The 21,890-nt window shown below is 73.9% G+C and carries 21 protein-coding genes; 12 read left to right on the top strand and 9 right to left on the bottom strand.

All coding sequences use genetic code 11. The features are described 5' to 3' along the window. The 7 genes from QWJ41_RS15395 to QWJ41_RS15365 all read left to right on the top strand — a co-directional run. The coding region (locus QWJ41_RS15395; protein WP_302709289.1) for a hypothetical protein at positions 1-558 on the top strand (558 nt) is incomplete at its 5' end. Beyond that, positions 551-1,471, top strand: a complete 921-nt coding sequence (locus QWJ41_RS15390) for an NADH-quinone oxidoreductase subunit H (RefSeq protein ID WP_302709288.1) — start codon at positions 551-553, stop codon at positions 1,469-1,471. The genes QWJ41_RS15395 and QWJ41_RS15390, both read left to right, overlap by 8 nt. Positions 1,472-1,485: 14 nt before the next feature. Further along, positions 1,486-2,076, top strand: a complete 591-nt coding sequence (locus QWJ41_RS15385; protein ID WP_302709287.1) for an NADH-quinone oxidoreductase subunit J — start codon at positions 1,486-1,488, stop codon at positions 2,074-2,076. Continuing rightward, on the top strand, positions 2,073-2,375 hold the full coding sequence (locus QWJ41_RS15380; protein ID WP_193667617.1) for an NADH-quinone oxidoreductase subunit NuoK: 303 nt from the start codon (positions 2,073-2,075) through the stop codon (positions 2,373-2,375). Before QWJ41_RS15385 ends, QWJ41_RS15380 begins: the two co-directional genes overlap by 4 nt. Then, positions 2,372-4,231, top strand: coding sequence for a proton-conducting transporter transmembrane domain-containing protein (locus QWJ41_RS15375; RefSeq protein WP_302709286.1), 1,860 nt, complete (start codon positions 2,372-2,374; stop codon positions 4,229-4,231). The genes QWJ41_RS15380 and QWJ41_RS15375 overlap by 4 nt, the downstream gene beginning before the upstream one ends. A 3-nt stretch (positions 4,232-4,234) precedes the next feature. After that, positions 4,235-5,728: a complex I subunit 4 family protein gene (locus tag QWJ41_RS15370; protein ID WP_302709285.1), complete on the top strand. Its 1,494-nt coding sequence runs from the start codon at positions 4,235-4,237 to the stop codon at positions 5,726-5,728. 32 nt (positions 5,729-5,760) lie between these two features. Beyond that, the gene (locus tag QWJ41_RS15365) at positions 5,761-7,155 is read left to right on the top strand and encodes an NADH-quinone oxidoreductase subunit N (protein ID WP_302709348.1); all 1,395 of its coding nucleotides are present in this window, start codon (positions 5,761-5,763) and stop codon (positions 7,153-7,155) included. A 15-nt stretch (positions 7,156-7,170) separates the two neighbouring features. Here the strand turns inward: QWJ41_RS15365 and QWJ41_RS15360 are convergent, their stop codons facing one another. From QWJ41_RS15360 to QWJ41_RS15340, 5 genes are all read right to left on the bottom strand, one after another. Continuing rightward, positions 7,171-8,922, bottom strand: a complete 1,752-nt coding sequence (locus QWJ41_RS15360) for an N-acetylmuramoyl-L-alanine amidase (protein WP_302709284.1) — start codon at positions 8,920-8,922, stop codon at positions 7,171-7,173. A gap of 55 nt (positions 8,923-8,977) precedes the next feature. Next, entirely contained in the window at positions 8,978-9,823 is an 846-nt protein-coding gene (locus QWJ41_RS15355; protein WP_302709283.1) for a potassium channel family protein, read from the bottom strand. Positions 9,824-10,066: 243 nt separating this feature from the next. Then, on the bottom strand, positions 10,067-10,978 hold the full coding sequence (locus QWJ41_RS15350; RefSeq protein ID WP_193667623.1) for a F510_1955 family glycosylhydrolase: 912 nt from the start codon (positions 10,976-10,978) through the stop codon (positions 10,067-10,069). Positions 10,979-11,126: 148 nt separating this feature from the next. Further along, entirely contained in the window at positions 11,127-11,807 is a 681-nt protein-coding gene (locus tag QWJ41_RS15345; RefSeq protein WP_302709282.1) for a DUF305 domain-containing protein, read from the bottom strand. A gap of 38 nt (positions 11,808-11,845) precedes the next feature. After that, positions 11,846-12,283, bottom strand: coding sequence for a hypothetical protein (locus QWJ41_RS15340; RefSeq protein WP_193667625.1), 438 nt, complete (start codon positions 12,281-12,283; stop codon positions 11,846-11,848). Positions 12,284-12,571: 288 nt separating this feature from the next. On the opposite strand from QWJ41_RS15340, the gene lnt reads away from it, so the two are divergent. Beyond that, positions 12,572-14,161 (top strand): apolipoprotein N-acyltransferase, encoded by a 1,590-nt coding sequence (gene lnt, locus QWJ41_RS15335; RefSeq protein ID WP_193667626.1) that lies wholly within the window; start codon positions 12,572-12,574, stop codon positions 14,159-14,161. Positions 14,162-14,435: 274 nt separating this feature from the next. Here the strand turns inward: lnt and QWJ41_RS15330 are convergent, their stop codons facing one another. After that, positions 14,436-14,822, bottom strand: a complete 387-nt coding sequence (locus QWJ41_RS15330) for a BlaI/MecI/CopY family transcriptional regulator (RefSeq protein WP_193667627.1) — start codon at positions 14,820-14,822, stop codon at positions 14,436-14,438. A 115-nt stretch (positions 14,823-14,937) separates the two neighbouring features. On the opposite strand from QWJ41_RS15330, the gene QWJ41_RS15325 reads away from it, so the two are divergent. After that, complete coding sequence (locus QWJ41_RS15325; protein WP_302709281.1) at positions 14,938-15,810, top strand: F510_1955 family glycosylhydrolase; 873 nt, start codon at positions 14,938-14,940, stop codon at positions 15,808-15,810. A gap of 128 nt (positions 15,811-15,938) precedes the next feature. Here the strand turns inward: QWJ41_RS15325 and QWJ41_RS15320 are convergent, their stop codons facing one another. Next, entirely contained in the window at positions 15,939-16,754 is an 816-nt protein-coding gene (locus QWJ41_RS15320) for a DUF3152 domain-containing protein (protein WP_302709280.1), read from the bottom strand. Positions 16,755-16,928: 174 nt separating this feature from the next. Between QWJ41_RS15320 and QWJ41_RS15315 the strand changes: the two genes are divergently transcribed. Next, positions 16,929-17,648: a response regulator transcription factor gene (locus QWJ41_RS15315; RefSeq protein ID WP_302709279.1), complete on the top strand. Its 720-nt coding sequence runs from the start codon at positions 16,929-16,931 to the stop codon at positions 17,646-17,648. A 20-nt stretch (positions 17,649-17,668) separates the two neighbouring features. Beyond that, the gene (locus QWJ41_RS15310) at positions 17,669-19,147 is read left to right on the top strand and encodes a sensor histidine kinase (RefSeq protein WP_302709278.1); all 1,479 of its coding nucleotides are present in this window, start codon (positions 17,669-17,671) and stop codon (positions 19,145-19,147) included. A 12-nt stretch (positions 19,148-19,159) separates the two neighbouring features. Here QWJ41_RS15310 and QWJ41_RS15305 read toward each other — a convergent pair whose 3' ends face one another. Beyond that, on the bottom strand, positions 19,160-19,894 hold the full coding sequence (locus tag QWJ41_RS15305) for a VC0807 family protein (protein WP_302709277.1): 735 nt from the start codon (positions 19,892-19,894) through the stop codon (positions 19,160-19,162). Positions 19,895-20,010: 116 nt separating this feature from the next. On the opposite strand from QWJ41_RS15305, the gene QWJ41_RS15300 reads away from it, so the two are divergent. After that, positions 20,011-21,180: a cysteine--tRNA ligase gene (locus QWJ41_RS15300; protein ID WP_302709276.1), complete on the top strand. Its 1,170-nt coding sequence runs from the start codon at positions 20,011-20,013 to the stop codon at positions 21,178-21,180. Positions 21,181-21,190: 10 nt separating this feature from the next. Here the strand turns inward: QWJ41_RS15300 and QWJ41_RS15295 are convergent, their stop codons facing one another. Next, positions 21,191-21,889 (bottom strand): lysoplasmalogenase, encoded by a 699-nt coding sequence (locus tag QWJ41_RS15295; RefSeq protein ID WP_302709275.1) that lies wholly within the window; start codon positions 21,887-21,889, stop codon positions 21,191-21,193. Position 21,890: the final 1 nt, after the last annotated feature.

Raw genomic sequence — 21,890 nt, 5'->3', positions numbered from 1 at the left:
GACATGGAGATGGCACCGGGAGGCATCCCGCTCGCCGAGGGCGACGACGACCGCGACGGGCTGGAGATGGACGTCCTGGTGCACCCGCTCGGCCCCCTGCTCGACCACTGGCCCGGCGGTCTCGAGCTGCACACCCGGCTGCACGGCGACGTCGTGGCGCACGTCGAGGTGCAGCGCCCGGCGAGCCCCACCCACGTGCCGGCCGCCGTCGCGGCCTGGGACGCCGTGGCCCGCGTGCTGTCCCTGGTCGGCGACGACGTCTGGGCCGCGCGTGCGCGGATGGTGCGCGACCAGCACCCTGGGCCCGAGCTCGACGGTGGGGGCGGCCGGGTGCGTGCCCGCCTGGCCCGCCTGGCCCGGCACCACGTGCTGCCGCACTCCGTGACCGACGTCCTCGGGCGGCTGCTCGACGAGCGCATCGACGCCTCGACGCACCGGCTCGACGACGCGGCGCTGGCGTCCCTGCTCGAGGGCCACGACCTGGGTGACGTGCGCCTGCTGGTCGCCGCCCACGCACCGCTGCTCGAGCCGTCAGCCGCAGGAGCAGGTCGTGGCTGAGGCGCTCGAGGCGACCACCGGCGCCGCCGGGGTCCTGCTGCTGACCTTCGTGCTCGCCTGGACGGCCAGCGCGTCGTACGCCGTCGCGACCGGTCGCAGCGGCGGCGACGCCGTGCTGCACGCTCCCCGCGAGATGGCCCGGCTGCTGCGCCAGCGCAGGCGCGACACGATCTCGGCCGACCGGCTGCTCTGGCGCCTCGCCGGCTGGTCGCTGCTGCCCGTGGCCGTGCTGCTGGTGGCGCTCGTGCCGCTCGAGGACGCCGCGCTGCTGACCGGCTCGCTCGGCGTGGTGTGGGCCAACACCCTCGACATCCTCGTGTGGGCCTTCGTCTGGCTGGTGGGCTGGGGCGCCAACTCCGTGGTCGGCCTCGTCGGCGGCTACCGCTTCCTGGCGCTCGCACTCGCCTACGAGCTGCCGCTGATGTTCGCGCTGGTCGCCCCGGCCCTGGCCGCCGGCAGCCTCGACCTCGCGGTGGTCGCCGGCGCCCAGGGCTCGCTCTGGTACGCCGCGTGGATGCCGGTCGCCTTCGTCGCCTACCTGCTGGGGGTGCTCGGCTTCTCGGTGCTCGGCCCGCTCGCCGCACCGGCCGGGCGCGAGAGCGCCGAGGGGGTGCTGGCCGAGCTGTCGGGGCCGGACGCGCTGGTGGTGCGCGCGGCGCGCTACGCACTGCTCGGTGCGGGTGCCGCGGTGGCGGTGCCGCTCTTCCTGGGTGGCGCGTCGGGACCGTGGCTGCCCGGGGCGGTCTGGGTGCTCCTCAAGGCGCTGCTGCTCACCGCGGCGCTGGCCTGGGTGGCCGGCCGGCTGCCCGCCCTGCGGGTGCACCGGCTGGTGGAGCCGCTGTGGACGGTGCTGCTGCCGCTGGTGGTGCTGCAGGACCTCGTCGTCGGCATCGTCGTCGTGGCGGGGCGGTGAGCACGGTGAGCACGGTGAGCACGGTGAGCACGATGGGTCTGGTCGATGTCGCCTTCTGGGCCTGCGCGCTGGTGGCGGTGGCGATGGGCGTGCTGGTCTTCGTGGTCGACTCGATGGCGCGGGCGACGTACGCGTTGGCGGCCTCGTTCGTGGCCACCGGCGGCGCGCTGCTGCTGATGCAGCAGTCCTACCTCGGGGTGGTCGTGGTGCTGATGATGGTGATGGAGATGGCCGTGATGGCCGTCTACATGGTCATGTTCATGGGGATGAACCCGGCGCTGATGCCGATGAGCATGGTGCACTCGCACCGTGCCGCCATCGGGGTCGCGGTGGTGACCTTCGTGGCCCTGGGCAGCGGCGCGGTCCTGGTGCCGTGGCCCGAGCGCCGGGGCTCGCCCTCGCCCGACGTCACCGAGGCGCTGGGCACCGCGATCATGGAGAGCCACATGCTGGTGATGATGGTCGTCGGCCCGGTCATGGTCGCCACGATCGTCGTGGGCGTGCTGCTGTCGTCCTCGCGCACCCGCTACGACCGGATGGGCGACGACCTCGACCAGCCCGCGCTCGACCCGCCCGCCCTCGAGCGCCGCGAGGAGCGCCGATGACCCTCGAGACCGTCCTGCTCGTCGCCTCGGCCCTGCTGGCCGTGGGCCTCTACGGCGCCCTCTCGCAGCAGGTCGTGGTGATGGTGATGATGGGCCTGGAGCTGATGATCGCCGGCGTGCTCCTCGCGCTCGGCGGCTTCTGGTGGTTCCTCTCCCCCGATCCCTCGGGCCAGGTCCTCCTGCTGGTGGTGCTGGCGGCGATGACCGTCGAGATGGCCACCGGCTTCGCGGTCGCCACCCTGCTGCACCGGCGTGCCGGCTCCGACATGACCGACATGGCCACGGAGCTGCACGAGTGAGCGCCCCCGACCTGCTGCTCGTCCTCCTCGTCGCGGTGCCCGCGGTCGTCGGGGCGGTGCTGGTGCTGGCCGGCCCGTCCCGGTGGTCGGCGGCCGCCGGAGTGGCCACCCTCGCCGCCGCGGCGACGGCATCGGTGCCCGCGGTCGTCGCCGGAGCCGAGGTGTCCGTGCCGTTCGTCGCCGGCTCCCGGTGGGGGCTGACCACGAGTGGTCCGGCCGAGGTGCTGCTGCCCACCGTCCTGGTCGTCGCCACGCTGGTGCTGGTCGTGGCCGGGGGCGTGGCCGAGACCCGGGAGCCGCGCTTCACCGGGCTGATGCTGCTCTTCACCGCGGCGGCGGCGCTGACCGTCCTGGCCACCAGCCTGCCGGGGCTGCTGGTGGGCTGGGAGCTGATGGGCGCGGCGTCGTACGCACTGATCGGCTACCGCTACGCCGACCCCGGTCGGGTGGCCTCGGGGGCCACCGCCTTCCTCACCACCCGCGCCGCCGACCTGGGTCTCTACCTGGCGACGGCGGCCGCCCTGGCCGGCGGCACCGACCTCTCGCTCGACGCGCTGGCCGGCATCGAGGGCGGGTGGCGCGACGTCGCCGCCGCCGGGGTGCTGGTGGCTGCGCTCGGCAAGGCGGCCCAGCTGCCGTTCTCCTTCTGGCTGGCCCGTGCCATGGACGGGCCGAGCCCCGTCTCGGCGCTGCTGCACTCCGCGGCCATGGTGGCCCTCGGCGGCTACCTGCTGGTGCGGCTGTCGCCGCTGCTCGAGGCCACCGGCTGGGCCGCGCCGACCACCGCCTGGCTCGGCGTCGCCACCGCCGTGGTCCTCGGGGCGGTGGCCCTCACCCAGACCGACCTCAAGCTCCTGCTGGCGGCCTCCACCAGCGCCCAGCTCGGCTTCGTCGTGCTCGCCGCGGGCGTCGGTGCGACCGCGGCCGGCACCGCCCACCTGGTCGCCCACGCCGCGGTCAAGGCGCTGCTGTTCCTGGCGGCCGGTGCCTGGCTCGAGGCGCTGGGCAGCAAGCGGCTCGACGTGCTCACCGGCGCTGCCCGACGCTGGCCGACCCTCGGCGTCCTGGCCGTGGCCGCACTGCTCGCGCTCGCCGGACTGCCGCCCCTCTCGCTGTGGGGCACCAAGGACGCCGTGCTGGCCGCCACCCACGCCGAGTCGGCTGCGCTGTACGCCGCCGCCCTGGTGGCCACCGCGCTCGCGGCGGGCTACGCGGTGCTCGCGCTGGTGCACCTCGCGCGTCCTGTCCCTGCCCGACCGGCCGAGCAGGCGGGGCGGGTGCCGCGCCGCGTCCCGGTGGCGCTGGTCCCGCTCGCGCTCGGGGCGGTGCTCTTCGGTGTGCTGGCCCTGCCGGCGTTGCTCGAGCGGCTCCCCGGCCGGGTGCCCGCCGAGCCGACGTGGCCCGAGCTGGTCGGTTCGTCGGTGCTCGTGCTCGCGGTGGCCGGCGCCACCGCGTGGCTGGTCGGACGGGGCCGTGAGGCACCCGCGCCGCTGCGGCCGCTGCGCGCGTGGCTGCACGACTGGCTGCGCCTGGAGACCGCGGTGCACCTCACGGTGGTGCGACCGACCGTGCGCCTCGCCGAGGCGGCCGCCCGGGTCGACGACCGGGTGCTCGCCCGTGCCGTGACCGGTGCCGCGGGGGCGGCGACGCGTCTCGCCGGGGTGTCCGCGCGCGCCGACGCCGGCACCCACGGCGCGGTCCACGGCGTGGCCGGCGCGCTGGCCCGCGGCGGGCGCGCGGTGCGCCGCAGCTCGGCGAGCGGCCAGCTGCACCACTACTACCTGCAGCAGGTCGCCCTGCTGCTGCTCGTGCTCGTCGTCGTGTCCCTGGTCGTCCTCGTCGGAAGTCTGAGGTAGAGCGTGCTCTCCGTCCTGGTGCTCCTGCCCCTGCTCGCCGCGGCCGCGCTGCTGGTCCCGGCCGTCCCCGACCGGTGGGCCCGGTGGGCCTTCGTGGGCGTGACGACCCTCGAGGTGGTGCTGGCCGCGGTGCTGTGGGCCCGCTTCGAGGACCCCGGGCCGGGCGCCCTGGCCTTCGAGCAGCAGGTGCAGTGGATCCCCGGCCTGGGAGCGAGCTACCACGTCGGGCTCGACGGGCTCTCGCTGGCACTGGTCCTGATGACCACCGTCGTGTTCGCCGCGTGCGCGGTCTACGCGCTCGGCGACGAGCAGCGCCCCCGCCTGCAGGCGGCCCTGTTCCTGGCCCTCGAGACCACCTGCCTGGGGGTCTTCGCCGCCGCCGACCTGATCGTCTTCTTCCTCTTCTTCGACCTGTCCATCGTGGGCATGTACTTCTCCATCCACGGCTGGGGCCACGGCGACCGGGCGCGCTCGGCGCTGCAGTTCTTCCTCTACACCTTCCTGGGTTCCCTGGCGCTGCTGCTCGGCTTCATCGGCCTCTACGTCGCCTCCGAGCCACGCACCTTCGACATGGTCGCGCTGGCGGCCGACCCGCCGCTGCAGGGCAGCGGCGCCACCGGGGTGCTGGTGCTCGGCGCGGTGCTGCTCGGGCTGGCCGTCAAGACCCCGACCGTGCCGTTCCACACCTGGCTGCCGCCCGCGCACACCGACGCGCCGGCGATCGGGTCGGCCGTGCTGGCCGGCGTGATGCTCAAGCTCGGCACCTACGGGTTCGTGCGGATCGCGATGCCGATGCTGCCCGAGGCCTGGCGCGCCTGGGCACCGGTGCTCGTGGCCGTCGGCGTCGTCTCGGTGCTGTGGGGCGCGCTGGTGGCGCTGGCGCAGAGCGACCTGAAGCGGATGGTCGCCTACACCTCGGTCAACCACATGGGCTACGTCGTGCTGGCGGTCGGTGCGGCCGGGATGCTGGGCGAGGGCCCCGCCGACGACGGGGCCCGGGCCACCGCGGTCACCGGCGCGGCGACCCAGATGGTCAGCCACGGCCTGCTGACCAGCGCGCTGTTCCTATTGGCCGGGGTGCTCTGGACCCGCCGCGAGAGCTACGACCTGGCGGCGTACGGCGGGCTCGCCGCGCGCGCTCCCCGCTTCGCCGCCCTCCTGGTGCTGGCGGCCCTGGGCTCGCTGGGCCTGCCGGGGCTCTCCGGCTTCGTCGCCGAGCTGCAGGTCTTCGCCGGCGCCGTCGCGGTGGTGCCCTGGAGCGCGGTGGCCCTGCTGGGCATCCTGCTGATGACGGCGGTGCTGCTGCGCGCGGTCCAGCAGCTGCTCACCGGCCCCGTGAGCGGGCTCGCCGAGGGCTTCGCCGACGTCCGGGCCCGCGAGTGGGCGCCGATCGCCGTGCTGCTCGTCCTGGCGGTGGCGATCGGACTGGCGCCGCGTCCGCTGCTCGACCTCCTCGAGCCCGCGGCGGCCGCGGCGGCCGCGCTGGTGTCCCGGTGACGACGAGGAGACGGTGAGGTGACGGCGTGAGCATGACGACGAGCGTCCTGGCGCTGCTGCCCGAGCTGGTGCTCCTGCTCGGGGCGGTCGGCTGCCTGCTGCTGGGGTCGTGGACCCCGCGGCTGCGCCAGCGCCGCGTCCGGGCGGTGGCCGCGCTGACGGTGCTGGTCTTCCTCGCCGCCGCGGTCCATGGCCTGCTGTCCGACCCGACCACGGCGTTCTCGGGCACGTTCGCGGTCGACGAGACGACCGGGCTGCTGCGGCTCGTGGTCGGCGGCGCGCTGCTCGTGCTGCTGGCGCTGGCCGGCGACGAGGTGGCCGGTCACCCCCGCGAGAGCGAGGTCTACGTCCTGCTCCTGCTCGGTGCCGACGGCGTGCTGGTGGTGGGCGGGGCCACCGACCTCGCCGTGCTCGTGGTCGGCTTCCTGCTGGCCAGCATCCCCCTCTACGGGCTGATCGGGCTGTCCGCGGCCGCCACCGCCCCCGAGGCCGCGCTCAAGACCTACCTGGTCGGTGCGCTCTCGGGCATCGTGCTGATGCTGGGGGCCGGCGTCCTCTTCGGCCTCGCGGGCACCACGGCGTACGCCGACCTGGGCGCCGGGGTGCGCGACGCGCCGGCCGCCGCCGGGGCCGCCGGAGTGGTGCTGGTCGTCTTCGGGCTGCTGTTCAAGGCCGGGGCGGTGCCGGCGCACTTCTGGGTGCCCGACGCGGTGCAGGGCTCGTGGGTCACCAGCGCCGCCTTCCTGACCACGGTGCCCAAGCTGGGGGCGGTGGTGGCGGTGATGCGGCTGCTCGAGGCGCTGCCCCGCCAGGACGTGTGGCCGCTGCTGGTGGCCGCCCTGGCCGCGCTGGGCATGACCGCAGGGAACCTGGCGGCGCTCACCCAGGGCGACGTGCGCCGGCTGCTGGGCTGGTCGACCATCAGCCAGGTCGGCTACCTGCTCGCCGTGGTGGCCGCCGTGCCCAGCGTCGAGCGGGCCCGGCCGGCGGTGCTGCTCTTCCTCGCCGGCTACGCCGTGACCAACCTGGCCTGCTTCGCCGTGCTGCGCGCCGAGCCCGAGCGCGTGCGCGTGGACCAGTGGCGTGGCGTCGCGCGGCGCCGGCCCGGGCTGGTCGTCGCGCTCGGCGTGGCGCTGCTCGGCCTGGTGGGCACCCCGCCCACCGCGGTCTTCGTGGCCAAGGTCGCCACCATCGCGGTCACCTGGGAGGCCGGGCTGGCGTGGCTGGCCGTGCTGGTCGCAGCCAACACGGTGCTGAGCCTGGCCTACTACCTGCGCTGGCTGGCGACCTGCCTGGCCACGACGGACCAGGACGAGGACGAGGACAGCACCACCACGCGGCGGCTTCCGGCAGCGCTCGCGATGACCTGCGCCGCCGGTGCGGTCGCTCTCGGCCTGGTCGCGGGGCCCGTGCTCGCCCTCGGGTGAGGGCGAGCACCGGGCTCAGCTGACGATCTCGACCGTCGTCTCGCGCTGCGAGGGGTTGCAGGAGCGGTCGCCGGTGTAGGTGACCACGACGCGGCGCTGGCCCGGCCGCATGGGCCGGCGCTTGCCCAGCGTGGTGCGCACCTTGCCGTCGCGCAGGGGCACGGTCTTGGTGCGGCTGCCGACCTTGATGCTCACCCGCCCGGTCGGCGTCACCGCCAGCCCCCGGGGCGGCACGAAGTCGACCAGCACGCGCACCCGCCCGCGCCGCGACCGCGCCGAGGGCACCACCTTGACCGGCGTGGTGACCCGGCCGGCGGAGACGACGTCCTGGGTGGGCTCCGCCCCCGGGCTGGTGGCCCTGACCAGGGCGGTGATCTCGCTGCCCAGGTCGGCCTCGGTGCAGCGGTAGCGCAGGCCGGTGGCCCCGCTCACGGCCTTGCCGTCGCGGCGCCACTGCACGCTGACCTTGGCGCCCGAGGGCTCGTAGGCTCCCGGGTCGAGCTTGAGCGGCTTGCCCGGTCGGCTGCGACCGGTGATCTCGGGGCGCCGGGTGGCCCGCACCTTCGGCGTGCTGCTGCGGTACCTCTTGACGATCCGGTGGGCCTCGGAGCGCACGTCGTCGAGCCGGGCGTAGAGCAGCTTGCCGGGGCAGGCGGTGTCGTTGGTGTCGCGGTGGCCGTCGATGATGCGCAGCGTCGCCATCGCGCCGGCGGCGTACCTGTCGCTGCCCTCGGAGCGGACCGTGATCTTGCCCCGCGGCTTGCGGCCGTACTGGTCGAGCTTCCAGGCCGCGAGGTCGGCCAGCGCGCCCAGCATCTTCTTCGACGGCCCGGCGACCTCGTAGTTGCCGATGGCCGCGACGCCGGCCGAGGTGGCGTTGAAGCCGAGGGTGTGCGCGCCGCGCACCGGCTTGGTCACGCCACCGGCCCGGCCCTCCCAGAGCCGGCCGTACTTGTCGACGAGGAAGTTGTAGGCGATGTCGCTCCAGCCCAGGTTCTGGGTGTGGTAGCGGTAGAAGCCGCGGATGATCGCCGGCACGTCGGCCGGGGCGTAGTCGTTGCCGCTGGCGCTGTGGTGCACGTGCAGCTGCTCGATGGTGGAGTTGTAGCGCGGCGAGCCGTCGCGCCAGGACTCCGTGGCGCCCCACTGCTTGCGGGTGCGGATCGCGGGCCGCGGCACCGGCTCGCCCTGGCGCGCGGCGGTGGAGCGCCCGGCGACCAGCGAGGTCGGCACCTCGTCGAGCTCGTCCTCGGGCCGCGGCGCGGGGTGCAGCAGCACCAGGGTCAGCGCCTCGGGGCGCACGCCGCTGACCTGCACCTGCACGCCCTCGGCGGGGCCCACCCAGCGCAGGTGGGTGCCATTGACCGCGGTGTCCTCGGCGTCGGTGGGGTCGGGGTGGTCGTCGAGGGTCGGCAGCACCGCCCACTGGCCCCACTGGCCGGCGACCTTCGAGCGCACCGACACCTCGGCGGTGCTCTCGCCCTGCCAGGTCACCGCGACCATGGAGTGCACGGAGGTGGGCAGCGCCCTGGTCGACCAGCGCGCCTGCGAGGAGCGGCGCAGCATCGTGTCGTCGAGGCGCACCTCGAGGGACTTCACATCCGACCCGCTGTCGGCGGAGAGCTCGAGGGCGCCGCCGGGCGCGAGGTCGTCGTCGGGGCGTGAGGAGGGGTCGAGTCGCACGGCGACCCCGACCGCGCCGACGGCGACACCGCCGACGACGGCCGCCTTCACGAGGGAACGTCGGTGGGTGGGTTCGGGGGGCATGGGGCGATTGTGCCGAGAGCGTGGCTCCAGATCCGGGAGGCACGACCAGGAAGGCTCAGTCCTTGGCGGCGCCTCGCGGTGCCAACGCGGCCAGCATCCCCGACCGGTCTGTCGGAAGGTCGAACTGTGCGCTGAGGACCACGAGCAGATGATCCACGAGCTCGTCGAGCGCGCCCTGCGCGACCTGCCGGTCCGAGGGGTCTTCGACGCCTTCACGTGCAGCGGCGGTCACGAGGTCGAGATCTCTGAGGAGCGACCCGAGACCGAGCCGGGGGTCGCTCTCACGGAAGTAGAACGTCTCGGAGTTCTGCACCAGGTCGACCGTGACGGCGCTCAGGGCAGCTGTCCATCGGTGCAGCTGGTCGACGGCGACCCGGTCGGGAGCCGTCGCTCGCAGGGCGGCACTGAGGTCGAGGGCGAGGGAGCGGCGCCGCGCCAACGCCGGGTAGATCTGGCTGGTCCACCCGATGGCCGCGGTGAGCACGCCGAAACCCAGCAGTCCCTGCAACGGGACCAGCAGCCGCGCCCAGGGCTGGGTCAGGACCACGTCGCCCAGGCCCAGGGTCGCGAGGGCGACCGACGAGAGGTAGGCAGCCCCCTCGACCCCGCCCCGGCTGGGCACGCCGTGCCCGTACGTCGCGCCAGCCGGGAGCAGCGGGAGGTAGAGCAGGGCGAACCCGGCGACCAGCAGGGCGATCCACAGCAGCATGGTCAGGACGACGGACAGTGGTCCCGCTAGCAGCTCGCCCCGTCGGCCGGCCCGTGAGCCCACCGCCCACAGCGCAGCGCAGATCCGCGCACTGAACGCGCCGTGGTCGCCGGGATGGAACAGGGTGTGGAAGACGTCCCTGAGCGCCAGCAGCACCAGGAGAGCACCCACGACGGCGGTCACCACGTCCATGCCACCACCCTAGGACTCCCCATTACTATCGTCACTAGTACAAGTGTCACGCCACCGGGGCGGCGGGGCACGGCCAACACCGCCCTGCTCGCGCATGCCACCGGCGCCCGACGGGACAGCACCCTGGCTGGCCGCGACCTGCTCCCCAGACGTGGGGGGTCATGACAGGTTGCGCGCGGTGTGCGCCGCGGCTCTGCGTCGTACAAGGCTGAGCATGTCCAGGCGCTCGTCTGTGCGCGCCTGTCATGGTGTGCCCTGGTAGGTGAACAACGGCGTCCAGGTCGCCCCGTCATCGCTGGAGGTGAACAGGCCGGCGTCGCTCGCGGCGTACCAGGCCTCGTCGCCGGCCTCGAACGCGGAGGGGCTGCCGGGCAATCTGGCCCGTGTCTGCCAGGTGGCGCCCTGGTCGCGCGAGAGCAGGGTCGTGCCGTCGGGAGCGAGTCCGCCCAGCTCGTCGTCGGTGGGCCAGTCGAGGAAGGTCAGGACCGGGGCTCCGGAGAGCCCACTCTCGTCACCGGTCGCTGCGTATGAGCGCAGCCGTCCCGTGCTGTCGGTGGCCAGGGCGCGTTCTGGGTCGGTCGGATCAGCCGCGACGTCGATGAACTGGCCCTCGGCGAGCAGGTCCCACTCACGACCGTCGGAGCTGGTCAGCAGCCGCCCGCCCACCGAGTCAGCACCCCAGATGCGGGTCTCGGTCGAATCCAGGGCATGGAAGTCGGCCTCGCCTTCGAGGCTCGCGCTCGACCACGTTGCTGCGGTGTCACTCGACTCGAAGAGCCCCAGGTGCGGGGCACGGTTGCTGTCGAGCTGGGGGTGCCCGCTGGCAAGGAACCGACCTGGCCCGGCCACGGTGAAGCCCATCGTGTCGAAACGTTCGGTGCCGACCGGCTGCACCTCTCCGCTGTCGCCGACCGCGAATACGCCCTCGTGCGCGCCGACGTAGAGGCGGTCGTTGCCAGGATCGATGCCGATGCCGTGGATGTGTCCGACTGCGACGGTCCCGCCGGCTCCGACAGCCCCGGGTGCGCTCGAATGATCGTCGCCCCTGAGCACCCAGACCATGAGGGCGACGGCGAGCAGAGCCCCGGTGCCGCCGATGATCAGCGCTGCTCGGCGCTTGGGGGCGGGAGGTCCCTGAGGGGTGCGGTACGGCACAGAGACGGAATGTGAGGTGTTCATCGACGGTGCTTTCGTGTGTGAGCCGCATGAGCCGGCAACAGATGAGGGACCCGAGCGGCCCCACCCAGGGGCGGGGGAAACGCTTGCTGGGTGAGGCCGCTTCACCGGGGCGTGAAGCCCGGGGTCAGGGGCTGAGCAGGCCTTCGAGCTGCTCGATCTCGATCTGCTGAGCGGACTCGATCTCCTTGGCCAGCGCAATCGCATCCGGGAACTCGCCGTTGCCCTGTTCGGCCTGTGCCATCTCGATCGCGCCGGTGTGGTGCGCGATCATCATCTCGATCCACATGTCCTGGAACTCGGCGTCGGAAGCCTCGGCCAGGCCAGTCATCTCGTCGGGGCTCATCATCCCCGACATGCTCGACATGTCGTCGCCACCCATGTCCATGCCGCTTGATGCGTCAGGGACGTCCTGGCCCCAGTCGGTCAGCCACGTCGTCATGGTCTGGATCTCGGGCTCCTGTGCGCCTCGGATCTCGTCGGCGATGGCGGCAACCTCGGGGTCCAGGACGCGTCCCTGGGTGAGAGCGACCATCTCGATGGCTTGGGCGTGGTGGGGGATCATGTCGGTGGCGAACTGCACGTCGGCGCCGTTGAAGACGTCGCCGTTCTCGGCTGTCCGTCCCGCGGAGGGGTCGGCGGTGGCGTCGGTCGCATCGTCGCCGCAGGCAGCGAGGGCGCCGGACAGGGCGAGGACGGCAGCGCTGGCGATGGCGACGTTCTTGATGCGGGTAAGGGCGAACACAGTTGTCTCTTTCCTTGATGCCGCACAGACGCGGCGTGAGGTACGTGCGGGCGCGAGGACCACCCGAGCTCACGATGCGGAGAGCTCGGTGGCAGCGCCTGTCAGCACCTTTGGATCGAGAGGGCGTACAAGTCGGGCGGGTCAGAGTCGCGAGTGCGCGACGGAAGGACGCCCCGGCTCGTGTTCGTGGTCACGACCGAAGAGAGCGGGTACGAGAGACCGCGGCGACGCAGCGCCAGGAAGATCGCGCCGGCTAGGAGCGCTAGACACAGAGCCATCCCGACGTACATGTCTCCGGACTCGACGACGCCGCTGGTGGGAGCGGCACCGCCGCTCTTCATGGCGGTGTCCAAGCTGGTGCCCGTCACGTCGGCGGCCGTGTGGATGCGCATGGTGACGTCGTCCACGGTATTGGTGGACCCGGCCCCCATGGCTTGGTGGGTGCCCGTGCGGTACGACTCGGCGGGGCCATGGCTCGCGGTCCCGTGATCGGACAGGCCGTGCATGGAGGAAAGCCCGGCCAATGTCACGAGCAGCACGAGGAGGCGTACGCCGGAGGACCCCCCGCGGCGCCGCGCTGGGACCAATCCCATTCGCCTCACACGCCGTAGCCTATGGTGCGGCTACAAGGGTCATTTCAACGGGGCGGGTGCCTCAGAGACTTCGCCGTTCTCGTCGTCGGACCGCTCACAGTGCAGCGCAGATCCGTGCACTGGACGCGCCGTGTTCGCCTGGATGGAACAAGGTGTGGAAGACGTCCCTGAGCCCCCAGGACTCCCCGCTACTATCGTCACTAGTATGAAGCGTCACGCCATTGGCTCTCCGCGATGATTCGCACAGCGGTCACGGTGCTCGGATCAACGGCGGCGGCGCTGGCGCTGGGCCTCGCCTTCGACTCGGCGACGGTCCGCTGGTTCGCACCGCTGGCGGTGGGTGCGGTCCTGGTGGGCTGGAGCAGGGCACGCTCATGGCGAGGCGCCCTGACGGGCGGGCTCTCGTTCGGTCTCGCCTTCTGGTCGACCCACCTGTGGTGGGTGATCGCCTCGACCGGACCGCTCGCCTGGGGCGCACTGGTGACCTGGGGGGCGGCCGGCACGGCCATCACCGCCCTGCTCGCGCGTGCCACCGGCGCCCGACGGGGCAGCACCCTGGTGCTGGCGGCGACCTGGTGGGGCGTGGAGGCTGCGCGATCGAGCTGGCCGCTGGGGGGCCTGCCCTGGGGGCGGTTGGGGACCACCGCGCTCGACACCCCCTGGTCCGGCCTCCTGGCGTTCGCCGGGGTCGGCGGGACCAGCCTCCTGCTGGCCTGGGCGGGAGTGGTCGTCACCCGTCGACCCGTCACCTGGCTGGCTCGGGCAACCGACGTCCGTCGACCACGCAGCGAGGGCGTGCACGACACGGCAGGTCGCGTGGCCGTCACCCTGTGCCTCGCATCACTGCTCGTCGCCGGCTCGACCACCGACCCCGGCCCCAGCACCGAGACCGCACGGGTGGCGATCGTGCAAGGAGACGTCCCCGGCGACGGCACCAGGGTGCTGGAACACCGCGAGGCGATCCTGGCCAGCCACCTCGCCCTGACCCAAGCACTGTCCGAGGAGCTGCGCGCCTCGGATCAACCGCTCCTCGACCTGGTCGTGTGGCCGGAGAGCTCGCTACCGGCCGACCCGCTGGTGGATCCCGCGGTCCGCGCTGCGGTCGAGGCCAGCGTGGTGGCGACCGGCGACGCGCCACTGCTCATCGCCGCGATCGCCGAGGGCCCCACCGCCGGCACGGCCCTCAACCAGTCGCTCCTCTGGGGTCGTGACGGCCCGGGCGGCCGCTACACGAAGGCACATCCCGTGCCGTTCGGCGAGTACATCCCGTGGCGGGACCGACTGGCCTGGATCTCCCCGCGCCTGGACGAGATCCCGCGCGACATGCTCGCGGGTGCCGAAGCACCGAAGCCACTGCCCGCTGGAAGTCTCGACCTGGCGGTCGGGATCTGCTTCGACGTCGCCTACGCCGACACGATCGGCGCCCAGGTCCGGGCGGGCGCGGACCTGGTCGTCGTCCAGACCAGCAACGCCGCGTTCACCGGGACCTCCCAACCCGAGCAGCAGTTCCTGATCTCCCGCGCCCGAGCGGTGGAGACCGGACGTGACATGGTCGTCTCATCGGTGAACGGCGTGAGCGGCCTGATCGCCGCCGACGGGTCGGTGCGCTCCCGGCTCCCCGTGACCACACCAGCGGCCCGGGTCGTCGAGGCAAGGCTCTACGACACGACGACACCAGGCGTGCGGGTCGCTCGCTTCAGCGACGTCGTCGGAGTCCTGGCGTTGACACTGCTGCTCGTCCGCCTTGCGCTGTCGAGCCTCCTCCGGCGCCGGGACACGGCCGTCGAGACACCGGCCGACCGATCTCGAGCGGCTGGCGCGTGACTTCAGGCGAGTCCGCCCCGGTGCAGTGCAACAGCGAGCGCCGGGACGACCGCCACCATCAGCGGCAGCGTGACGACGCCCGCGATCGCCGCCCATGTCCCCACTTGCTCACGAGCGCTCGAGGGCATGGGCGACCAGCACGTGCGGTGGTGCCGTGCGCGCAGGTGCGCCCGTTCGTGGACCAGCACCCAGTCGAGCTGGACGGGCGAGAGAGCCGCGTGGGCCGCTCGGGTCACCACGGTTGGAGGACACGGACCGCGCAGCGAGGCGGCGATCACGCCAGCGGAGGCTGGGGGTCCGCTTCCGGACGCTCACCGGCGTCAGCCACCAGTTCGCGCAACGCCACCAGGTCCTCGGGGCTGAGCTGTTCGACGAAACGCAGCAGGACGCCGCTGCGGTCGCTGGCGCCGACCATCGCCTGCCCCATCAGCTCCGCCGTGTGGCTCTCGCGAGACCCGGTGGGGCGGTAGAGGTAGGCACGCCCCTGCTTTTCCCTGAGCAACAGGCCCTTGCGGTGCAGATTGTCCATCACCGTCATGACGGTGGTATAGGCCAGCGGCGGTCGTCGGGTCATGTCCTCGAGCACGTCGCGCACGGTTGCCGGGCGGTCCCAGGACCAGAGTCGTTCCATCACCGCCGCCTCGAGTGGCCCCAGACCCATGCCTCCCCCCCGTCCCGTCGCCCGATCGCCATGCTAGCCCGCACCCCGCGTCGCGCCCCGCATCCAGCCCTTGGCTACGATCGTGCTTCGTAGCCCCTCTCCGGAAGGTCGATCGATGTCCACCCTCCACCCCCGCCCCGGCCGCGCTCGCCGCAGGTCACTCGTCACGGCAGCACTGCTGCTGACTGCTCCGCTGGTCGGATGTTCAGGTGGCGAGCAGTCCACGCAAGGTGAGGCCGCCTTCTCCCCCGACCACGTGCACGGCTTGGCGGAGGAGCCCGGGACCGGACGGCTGCTCCTGGCCACCCACGACGGACTCTTCGCGCTGCGCGCCGACGGTGATGCCCCCTCGGCGGTCGGGGAGCTGAACACCGACCTGATGGGATTCACCGTCACCGCCGGCGGCGACTACTACGCCAGCGGCCACCCCGGGCCCGGCGAGGAAGGCCCGGCGGCCCTGGGGCTCATCACCTCGGGCGATGCTGGGCAGACCTGGCAGGGGGTCTCCCTGGCCGGGGAAGCGGACTTCCACGCGTTGGACGCTGCTGGCAGCGCGTTGTACGGCGTCGACGGCGCCGTGCGACTGCTGCGCAGCGTCGACGCCGGGCTGACCTGGAGCGAGCGCACCCTGCCCGAGCCGGTCGCCGACGTGGCTGCCGATCCGGGCTCCGATGCCCTGGTGGCGACCAGCGAGGCGGGGCTTCTCCTGAGCACTGATGCCGGCGAGAGCTTCTCGCCGCTGACGGACGCGCCGCTGCTGATGCTCGTGGACTGGGCCGAGGACGGCGGTCTCGTGGGCATCTCTCCCACCGGCCAGGTCCACACCGCCGAGGACGCCGACGACGAGTGGTCCGAGCAGGCCACGGTGGATGGAGCGGTGCAGGCGATGACGGTCACGACGTCGGGTGCGGTCTACGTCTCCACCCAGGACGAGCTCCTGCGCAGCGACGACGGCGGCAGCACGTTCAGCACGGTCACCTCCTACTAGACCCGACCCGCTGACCCGGCCCAGTCCGGGCGAACCCCCTCCACCTCGTCTCGCGGTCGAGGTTGCCCCGGTCGCGGCGGTGGTCTCCCGCTGCTGGGACGTCAGGCGATCCCCGAACAGCGGGGAGCTCAGGGATACGGCCAGGCGTTGGGCACGCAGCCGTCGAGGACCACGGTCTGCTGCAGCATCACCGGGGCGGGCAGGCCGGGGCCCGGGCAGCTCTCGTGGCCGTTGCCCAGCGCGTGCCCGACCTCGTGGTTGACCAGGTAGCGGCGGTAGCCGCGCAGCCCCCCGTCGTAGGCCAGCGAGCCCCGCACCCAGCGCACCGCGTTGAGCGCCACCACTCCCCCGTTGCGGCACGACAGCTCGCCGCGGGTGTTGAGCGGGGCGCAGAAGCGGTCGGTGGTGGCCGGCGTGGTCACCAGGATGCGCAGGTCGGGGTCGGCTGCGGTGGGCTCGAGCACCCCGGCCTCGCCGCGCACCCAGCTGCGCGGGTCGCCCAGGATGGCGTGCACCTGCTCGGCGACCTCGGCGGCGTCGATGCCCGAGGCGGCCAGCCCGCGCTCGACCTCGACCGTGTACGTCGTGAGGGTGCCCGGGGGTGGCAGCTGCTCGACCGGGGCCACCTCGAAGGTGCCGGGGCCGGCGTACGGCACCGGCTCGGGCTCCGGCTCCGGCTCGGGGCGTGGGTCGCGGCCGCGCACCGGGTCGACGACGGCGGCTCCGACGTTGCCGAGCGAGGCGGCCGTGCGCCTCGGCGCGGGGTCGGCGGCAGCGGGCGCGGGGGTCTCCTCGGCGACCGAGGACTCCGCGCCGACCGGGCCCAGCATCGCCAGCGCGCCGAGCGCAAGCGCCCCTGCCGCGCCGAGGCCGACCACGGCCCGGTGCCGACGGGGCACCGCTCGCGGCGCGGGTCGTGGCGCGCGGTGCCGTCCGCTGCTCACGTCTCGCCGACCCCCTCGTGCCGCGCAGGACCCCGGCGGCCCCACGCACCCGGCCATCGTAGGCAGCGACGGCGGTGGCGGCAGCCCCGGGCCACCGCCGCGGCGACCGTGACTCACAGGTTCCTCCCAGGCAGCGCACAGCCACCGACCGGGACGGCGCGCAAGGATGGTCGCGTGACACCGACGCAGAGCACCCCGCCCGAGGCCCGGCTCCTGGTCGTCGACGACGAGCCCAACATCGTCGAGCTGCTGGCCGCGAGCCTGCGCTTCTCCGGCTTCGAGGTGCGCACCGCGCCCGACGGCCGGACGGCCCTCGACGTGGCCCGCGACTGGCGCCCCGACCTGGTGGTCCTCGACGTGATGATGCCCGGCATGGACGGCTTCGAGGTGGTGCGCCGGCTGCGCTCCGAGGGCCGGCTGTGCCCGGTGCTCTTCCTGACCGCGCGCGACGGCGCCGAGGCCAAGGTGCAGGGGCTGACCCTCGGCGGCGACGACTACGTGACCAAGCCGTTCAGCCTCGAGGAGGTCGTGGCGCGCATCCGCGCGGTGCTGCGGCGTACGACGCAGGGCGCGGCGACCGCGCCGTCGACCCGGTTCCGCTTCGAGGACGTCGAGCTCGACGAGGACTCCCACCAGGTCTGGAAGGACGGGCGCGAGGTCGCGCTCTCCCCCACCGAGTTCAAGCTGCTGCGCTACTTCCTGCAGAACCCGGGACGGGTGCTGAGCAAGGCCCAGATCCTCGACCGGGTCTGGCAGTACGACTTCGGCGGCGACGCCAACGTCGTGGAGTCCTACGTCTCCTACCTGCGCCGCAAGGTCGACACGACCGAGCCGCGGCTGCTGCACACCGTGCGCGGGGTCGGCTACGTGCTGCGCGTCCCGAGCGGGGCCTGAGCGTGCCCAGGGTGGCCGGCGTGCCCAGGGTGGCCGGGCTGGTCGGCCGGGTGCCGCTGCGCCGGGCGCTGGTGGCGACCCTGCTGCTGGTGGTGACCCTGGCCCTGCTCGGCTCCGGCCTGGCCACCCACGCGACCCTGCGCGGCTACCTGCTCGACCGCGTCGACGAGCAGCTGCGCGGGGTGGCACCGGTCGTGGCGGGCAGCACCGGGCTGGGCGAGGCACCCACCCGCTCCCGGGGCCCGCTGGGGCGCGGACCGCTGCCCAGCGAGTTCGTGGTGGAGGTCGTCGACGAGTCGGGCGAGAGCGTGATCGGGCCGACCAGCAACCTGGTCGACGACGAGCCGCTGCCGCTGCTGCCAGACGACCCGGAGACCGCGGGCGACGGGGACGGCTTCACCGTCGCAGCGGTCAGCGGTGACGGCCGGTGGCGGGTCCGAGCGGTGCCGGTGACCTTGGCCGACGGGTCCTCGGGCACCTTGATGGTCGCGCAGAGCCTCGACGGCGTGCAGGGGATCCTCGACCGCCTGGTGCTGCTGCTGATGGTGATCGGCGTGGTCACGGTCGCCGTGCTCGGCGCGGTCGGCTACCTGCTCGTGCGGGGCAGCCTGCGCCCGCTGCAGGACGTCGAGCGCACGGCCGCCGCGATCGCCGCCGGCGACCTGTCCGAGCGGGTGCCCGAGGCCGACGAGCGCACCGAGGTCGGCCAGCTGGCGGCGGCGCTGAACGTGATGCTCGGCCGGGTCGAGTCGGCCTTCGCCGAGCGCGAGGCCGGCGAGCAGGCCGCCCGCACCTCCGAGGAGCGGATGCGCCGCTTCGTCGCCGACGCCAGCCACGAGCTGCGCACCCCGCTGACCACGATCCGCGGGTTCGCCGAGCTCTACCGCCAGGGTGCGGTCAGCGACGACGACGGCGTACGCCGCGTGGTCGGGCGCATCGAGTCGGAGGCGGCCCGGATGGGCCTGCTCGTCGAGGACCTGCTCCTGCTGGCACGGCTGGACCAGCAGCGACCGCTGGCCAGCGAGCCGGTCGACCTGCTGGACCTGACGACCGAGGCGGTGGAGAGCGCGCGGGCGGTCCAGCCGGACCGCCCGGTGGTGCTCGAGGTCGGCCCGCTCGACGCGCTGCCCGTCGTCGTCGGCGACGCGCCCCGGTTGCGCCAGGTGCTCGACAACCTGGTCGGCAACGCGCTGCGACACACCCCAGGGGGCACCCGCGTGACGGTCTCGGTCGGCACCCGTCGCAGCGACGACGGCGCGCCCGCGCGCGTCGAGGTCGAGGTCGCGGACGAGGGGCCCGGCATGGACGCCGACCACGCGGGCAGGGTGTTCGAGCGGTTCTACCGCGCCGACGAGTCGCGCAACCGCAACGACGGTGGCACCGGTCTCGGCCTGGCCATCGCCAGCTCGCTGGTGCAGGCGCACGGCGGCACCCTCAGCGTCGACACCGCCCCCGGGCGGGGTGCGAGGTTCCGGATCGACCTGCCCGCCGAGCGGTGAGCAGCAACCGGGTCAGGAGCGCGTCCGCACCACGTCAGTCGCCGGGTCGAGCGCCGGGTCGGGGGCGAGCGGGGAGCCCAGCAGCCCCTCACGCCCGGCGACGTAGGCGGCCAGGGCGACCGTGGCGATCGCGGCCAGCACGTTGATGGCGAGCATGGAGACGCTCTTGACCAGCACGAAGGTCTCCAGCGTCTGGGTCTGCAGCAGCCACAGGGTGAGCCCGGCCTTGGCGATCCCCAGCAGGGCCCACAGGGCGGTGAGGTGCCAGAAGAGCCGTCGGATGCGCGGGCGGGTCGCGATCTCGAGGTCCATCGGGTAGAAGTCGCCGGCCAGCCGGGCGACCATCGGGCGGGCGCTGGCGAGGGAGAGCAGGAAGAGCAGCCCGACCACGCCGTCGCTGATGACCGGCTGCAGGAAGTAGAGCCAGGTGCTGTCGGCGAGCACCGAGAGCAGGGTGCGCCCGGTCAGCAGCACCGCGGCCAGGACCAGCAGCCCCGAGGTGCGGCGCCCGGTCACCAGGCGCCAGCCGATGGCGCCGTACGACCAGAGCAGCGCGGCCACGATCGCCGGCCACACCCCCGCCAGCGCGAAGACGCCGTAGAAGAGCACGGCGGGCACGACGACGGCCACGAGCAGGCTCGAGGAGACCCGGCGCACGACGGAGCCGAGGCTCGGACGGTGCGGCGCTGGGTCGGGCTGGGCTGCGGGGGTTGCTGGGACTGCGGGGGCTGCGGGGTGGGCTGCCACGTGTCTGGTTCCTCCAACGCGGGCGACGTCGACGGCGTGTCGAGGGGCCCGCGGCACTGCCACCCTACGAGAGGCGACCTGACCTCACCGCATCGTGGTGGGTGCGAGGATGAGGCATGGCCCCGACCTCGATGAGCTCCGGCACCGCCGATCCCGCCCTGCGCACCGGCCGCGCCCCGAAGGCGCCGCTCAGCCTGCGCCTCGACGACCGCCCGCTCCCCGTCGTGGGGACCGCCCGGGTCTACACCTGCGGCATCACGCCCTACGACGTCACGCACCTGGGCCACGCCGCCACGTTCGTGTGGGCCGACGTGCTGACCTCGGTGCTGGCCTCGACCGGCGTCGACGTGCACAGCTGTCGCAACATCACCGACGTCGACGACGTGCTGACCACCGCGGCCCGCGAGCGTGGGCGCTACTACGACGAGTTCGCGCTGACGCAGGAGGCCGTCTTCGACCACAGCATGCGGGCGCTGCGCGTGGCGACCCCCGCCGCCCAGCCGCGGGCGCGCCACCACGTCGACGCGGTCCAGCAGCTCGCGCAGGGCCTGCTCGCCGCGGGAGCGGCGTACGAGCGCGACGGCACGGTGTGGTTCCGCGGCGCCCACGTGCTGGAGCGGTCGGGCCTCGACGTCGAGCGGGCCCGCCAGCTCTCGGCCGCCTTCGGCGACGAGCCCGACCGTGGCGACAAGGACGACCCCTTCGACGTGGCGGTGTGGCGCCCCTCCGGCGCGGAGCACCCGGCATGGCCCAGCCCCTGGGGCTGGGGGCGACCGGGGTGGCACGCCGAGTGCGCCGCGATGGCGCTGTGCGTGCAGGGCGCCTCGGTCGACGTGCTGGTCGGCGGCGACGACCTGGTCTTCCCCCACCACGCCTACCAGAGCGCGATGGTCGAGGCGCTGAGCGGCGTCACGCCCTTCGCCCGTGCCGCGCTGCACGTCGGCGAGGTCCGCCTCGACGGCGTGAAGATGGCCAAGTCGACCGGCAACCTGGTGCTGGTCGACGACGTCCTCGACACCTGCACCCCGGCCGCCCTGCGCACCCTCATCGTCGACCGCGACCACCGCGAGCCCTGGAGCTTCCACGCCGACGACCTGCACGCGGCCGAGGCCCGCCTCGAGCGCGTGTACGCCGCCGCCGGTCGCGGCGGCGCCACGGCCGCGGCCGTCGAGGCCGCCACCGCTCCCCTGCTCGACGGCCTCGACGTGCGCACCGCCCTCGACGTCGCCGAGAGCGAGGGCGGCGAGGCCGCCCGCCGCGTGGTGCACCTGCTGCGCCTGGGCTGAGGCGGGAGTCTCAGCCAGTGCCGGCCCGGGCAGCACCCTCGGCGAGCAGCAGCTGGGCCGCGGCATAGGTGAGCATCACCGCCGACTCGAGGCGCTGCGGCGGGTCGGTGAGCAGCAGCTCGCGCAGCCCGATGATCGCGTCGGAGAGCAGGAACAGCCCCGCCCCGGCCATGGTGCTGCGCCGCGCCGCCACGCCGACCGAGGGCCCGACCTGGGTGCTGGCGGCGGCCATCGAGGTCAGCACCGCCGAGTACGCCGCGACCGCTGCGCCCAGCCGGCGGTCCTGGCGCGCGGCGGCCAGCGCGAGCGGCGGGCCGCTCAGCCCCCACAGCACGGCGAGCGCCGCCGGGGCCGGCCAGCGCGGTGCACCGCGCCGCGACCGGAAGCCACCGATGTAGGCCGCGTGGCCCAGCGCGAAGGAGCCGGCGCCGGCCATGAACCGCTCCGGGGCCGCACCCAGGAGCAGCACGTCACCGCCCCACCCGCCGGCGTGCGCCGCGAGCGTCGTGGCGCGCAGCGGCGACCCCACCGCCCGCGGGTCGGTGGCCAGGGAGGCCGCCAGCACCGGCATCAGCAGCGGCTTGGTCAACCTCCTGGCCCTGTGCGCCCGCCGGCCGGTGGTGCCGGCGAGCAGGGTGTCGAGCGCCGCGACGGCGACGTACGCCGACCGGAGCCGGCGCGAGGTGGTGCGGCTGGGACGCAGGGCCATC

This window comes from Nocardioides cremeus, from assembly GCF_030518195.1.
In the GTDB taxonomy this organism is placed as follows: Bacteria; Actinomycetota; Actinomycetes; order Propionibacteriales; family Nocardioidaceae; genus Nocardioides; species Nocardioides cremeus.
This window is presented reverse-complemented; position numbering and strand designations above follow the sequence as displayed.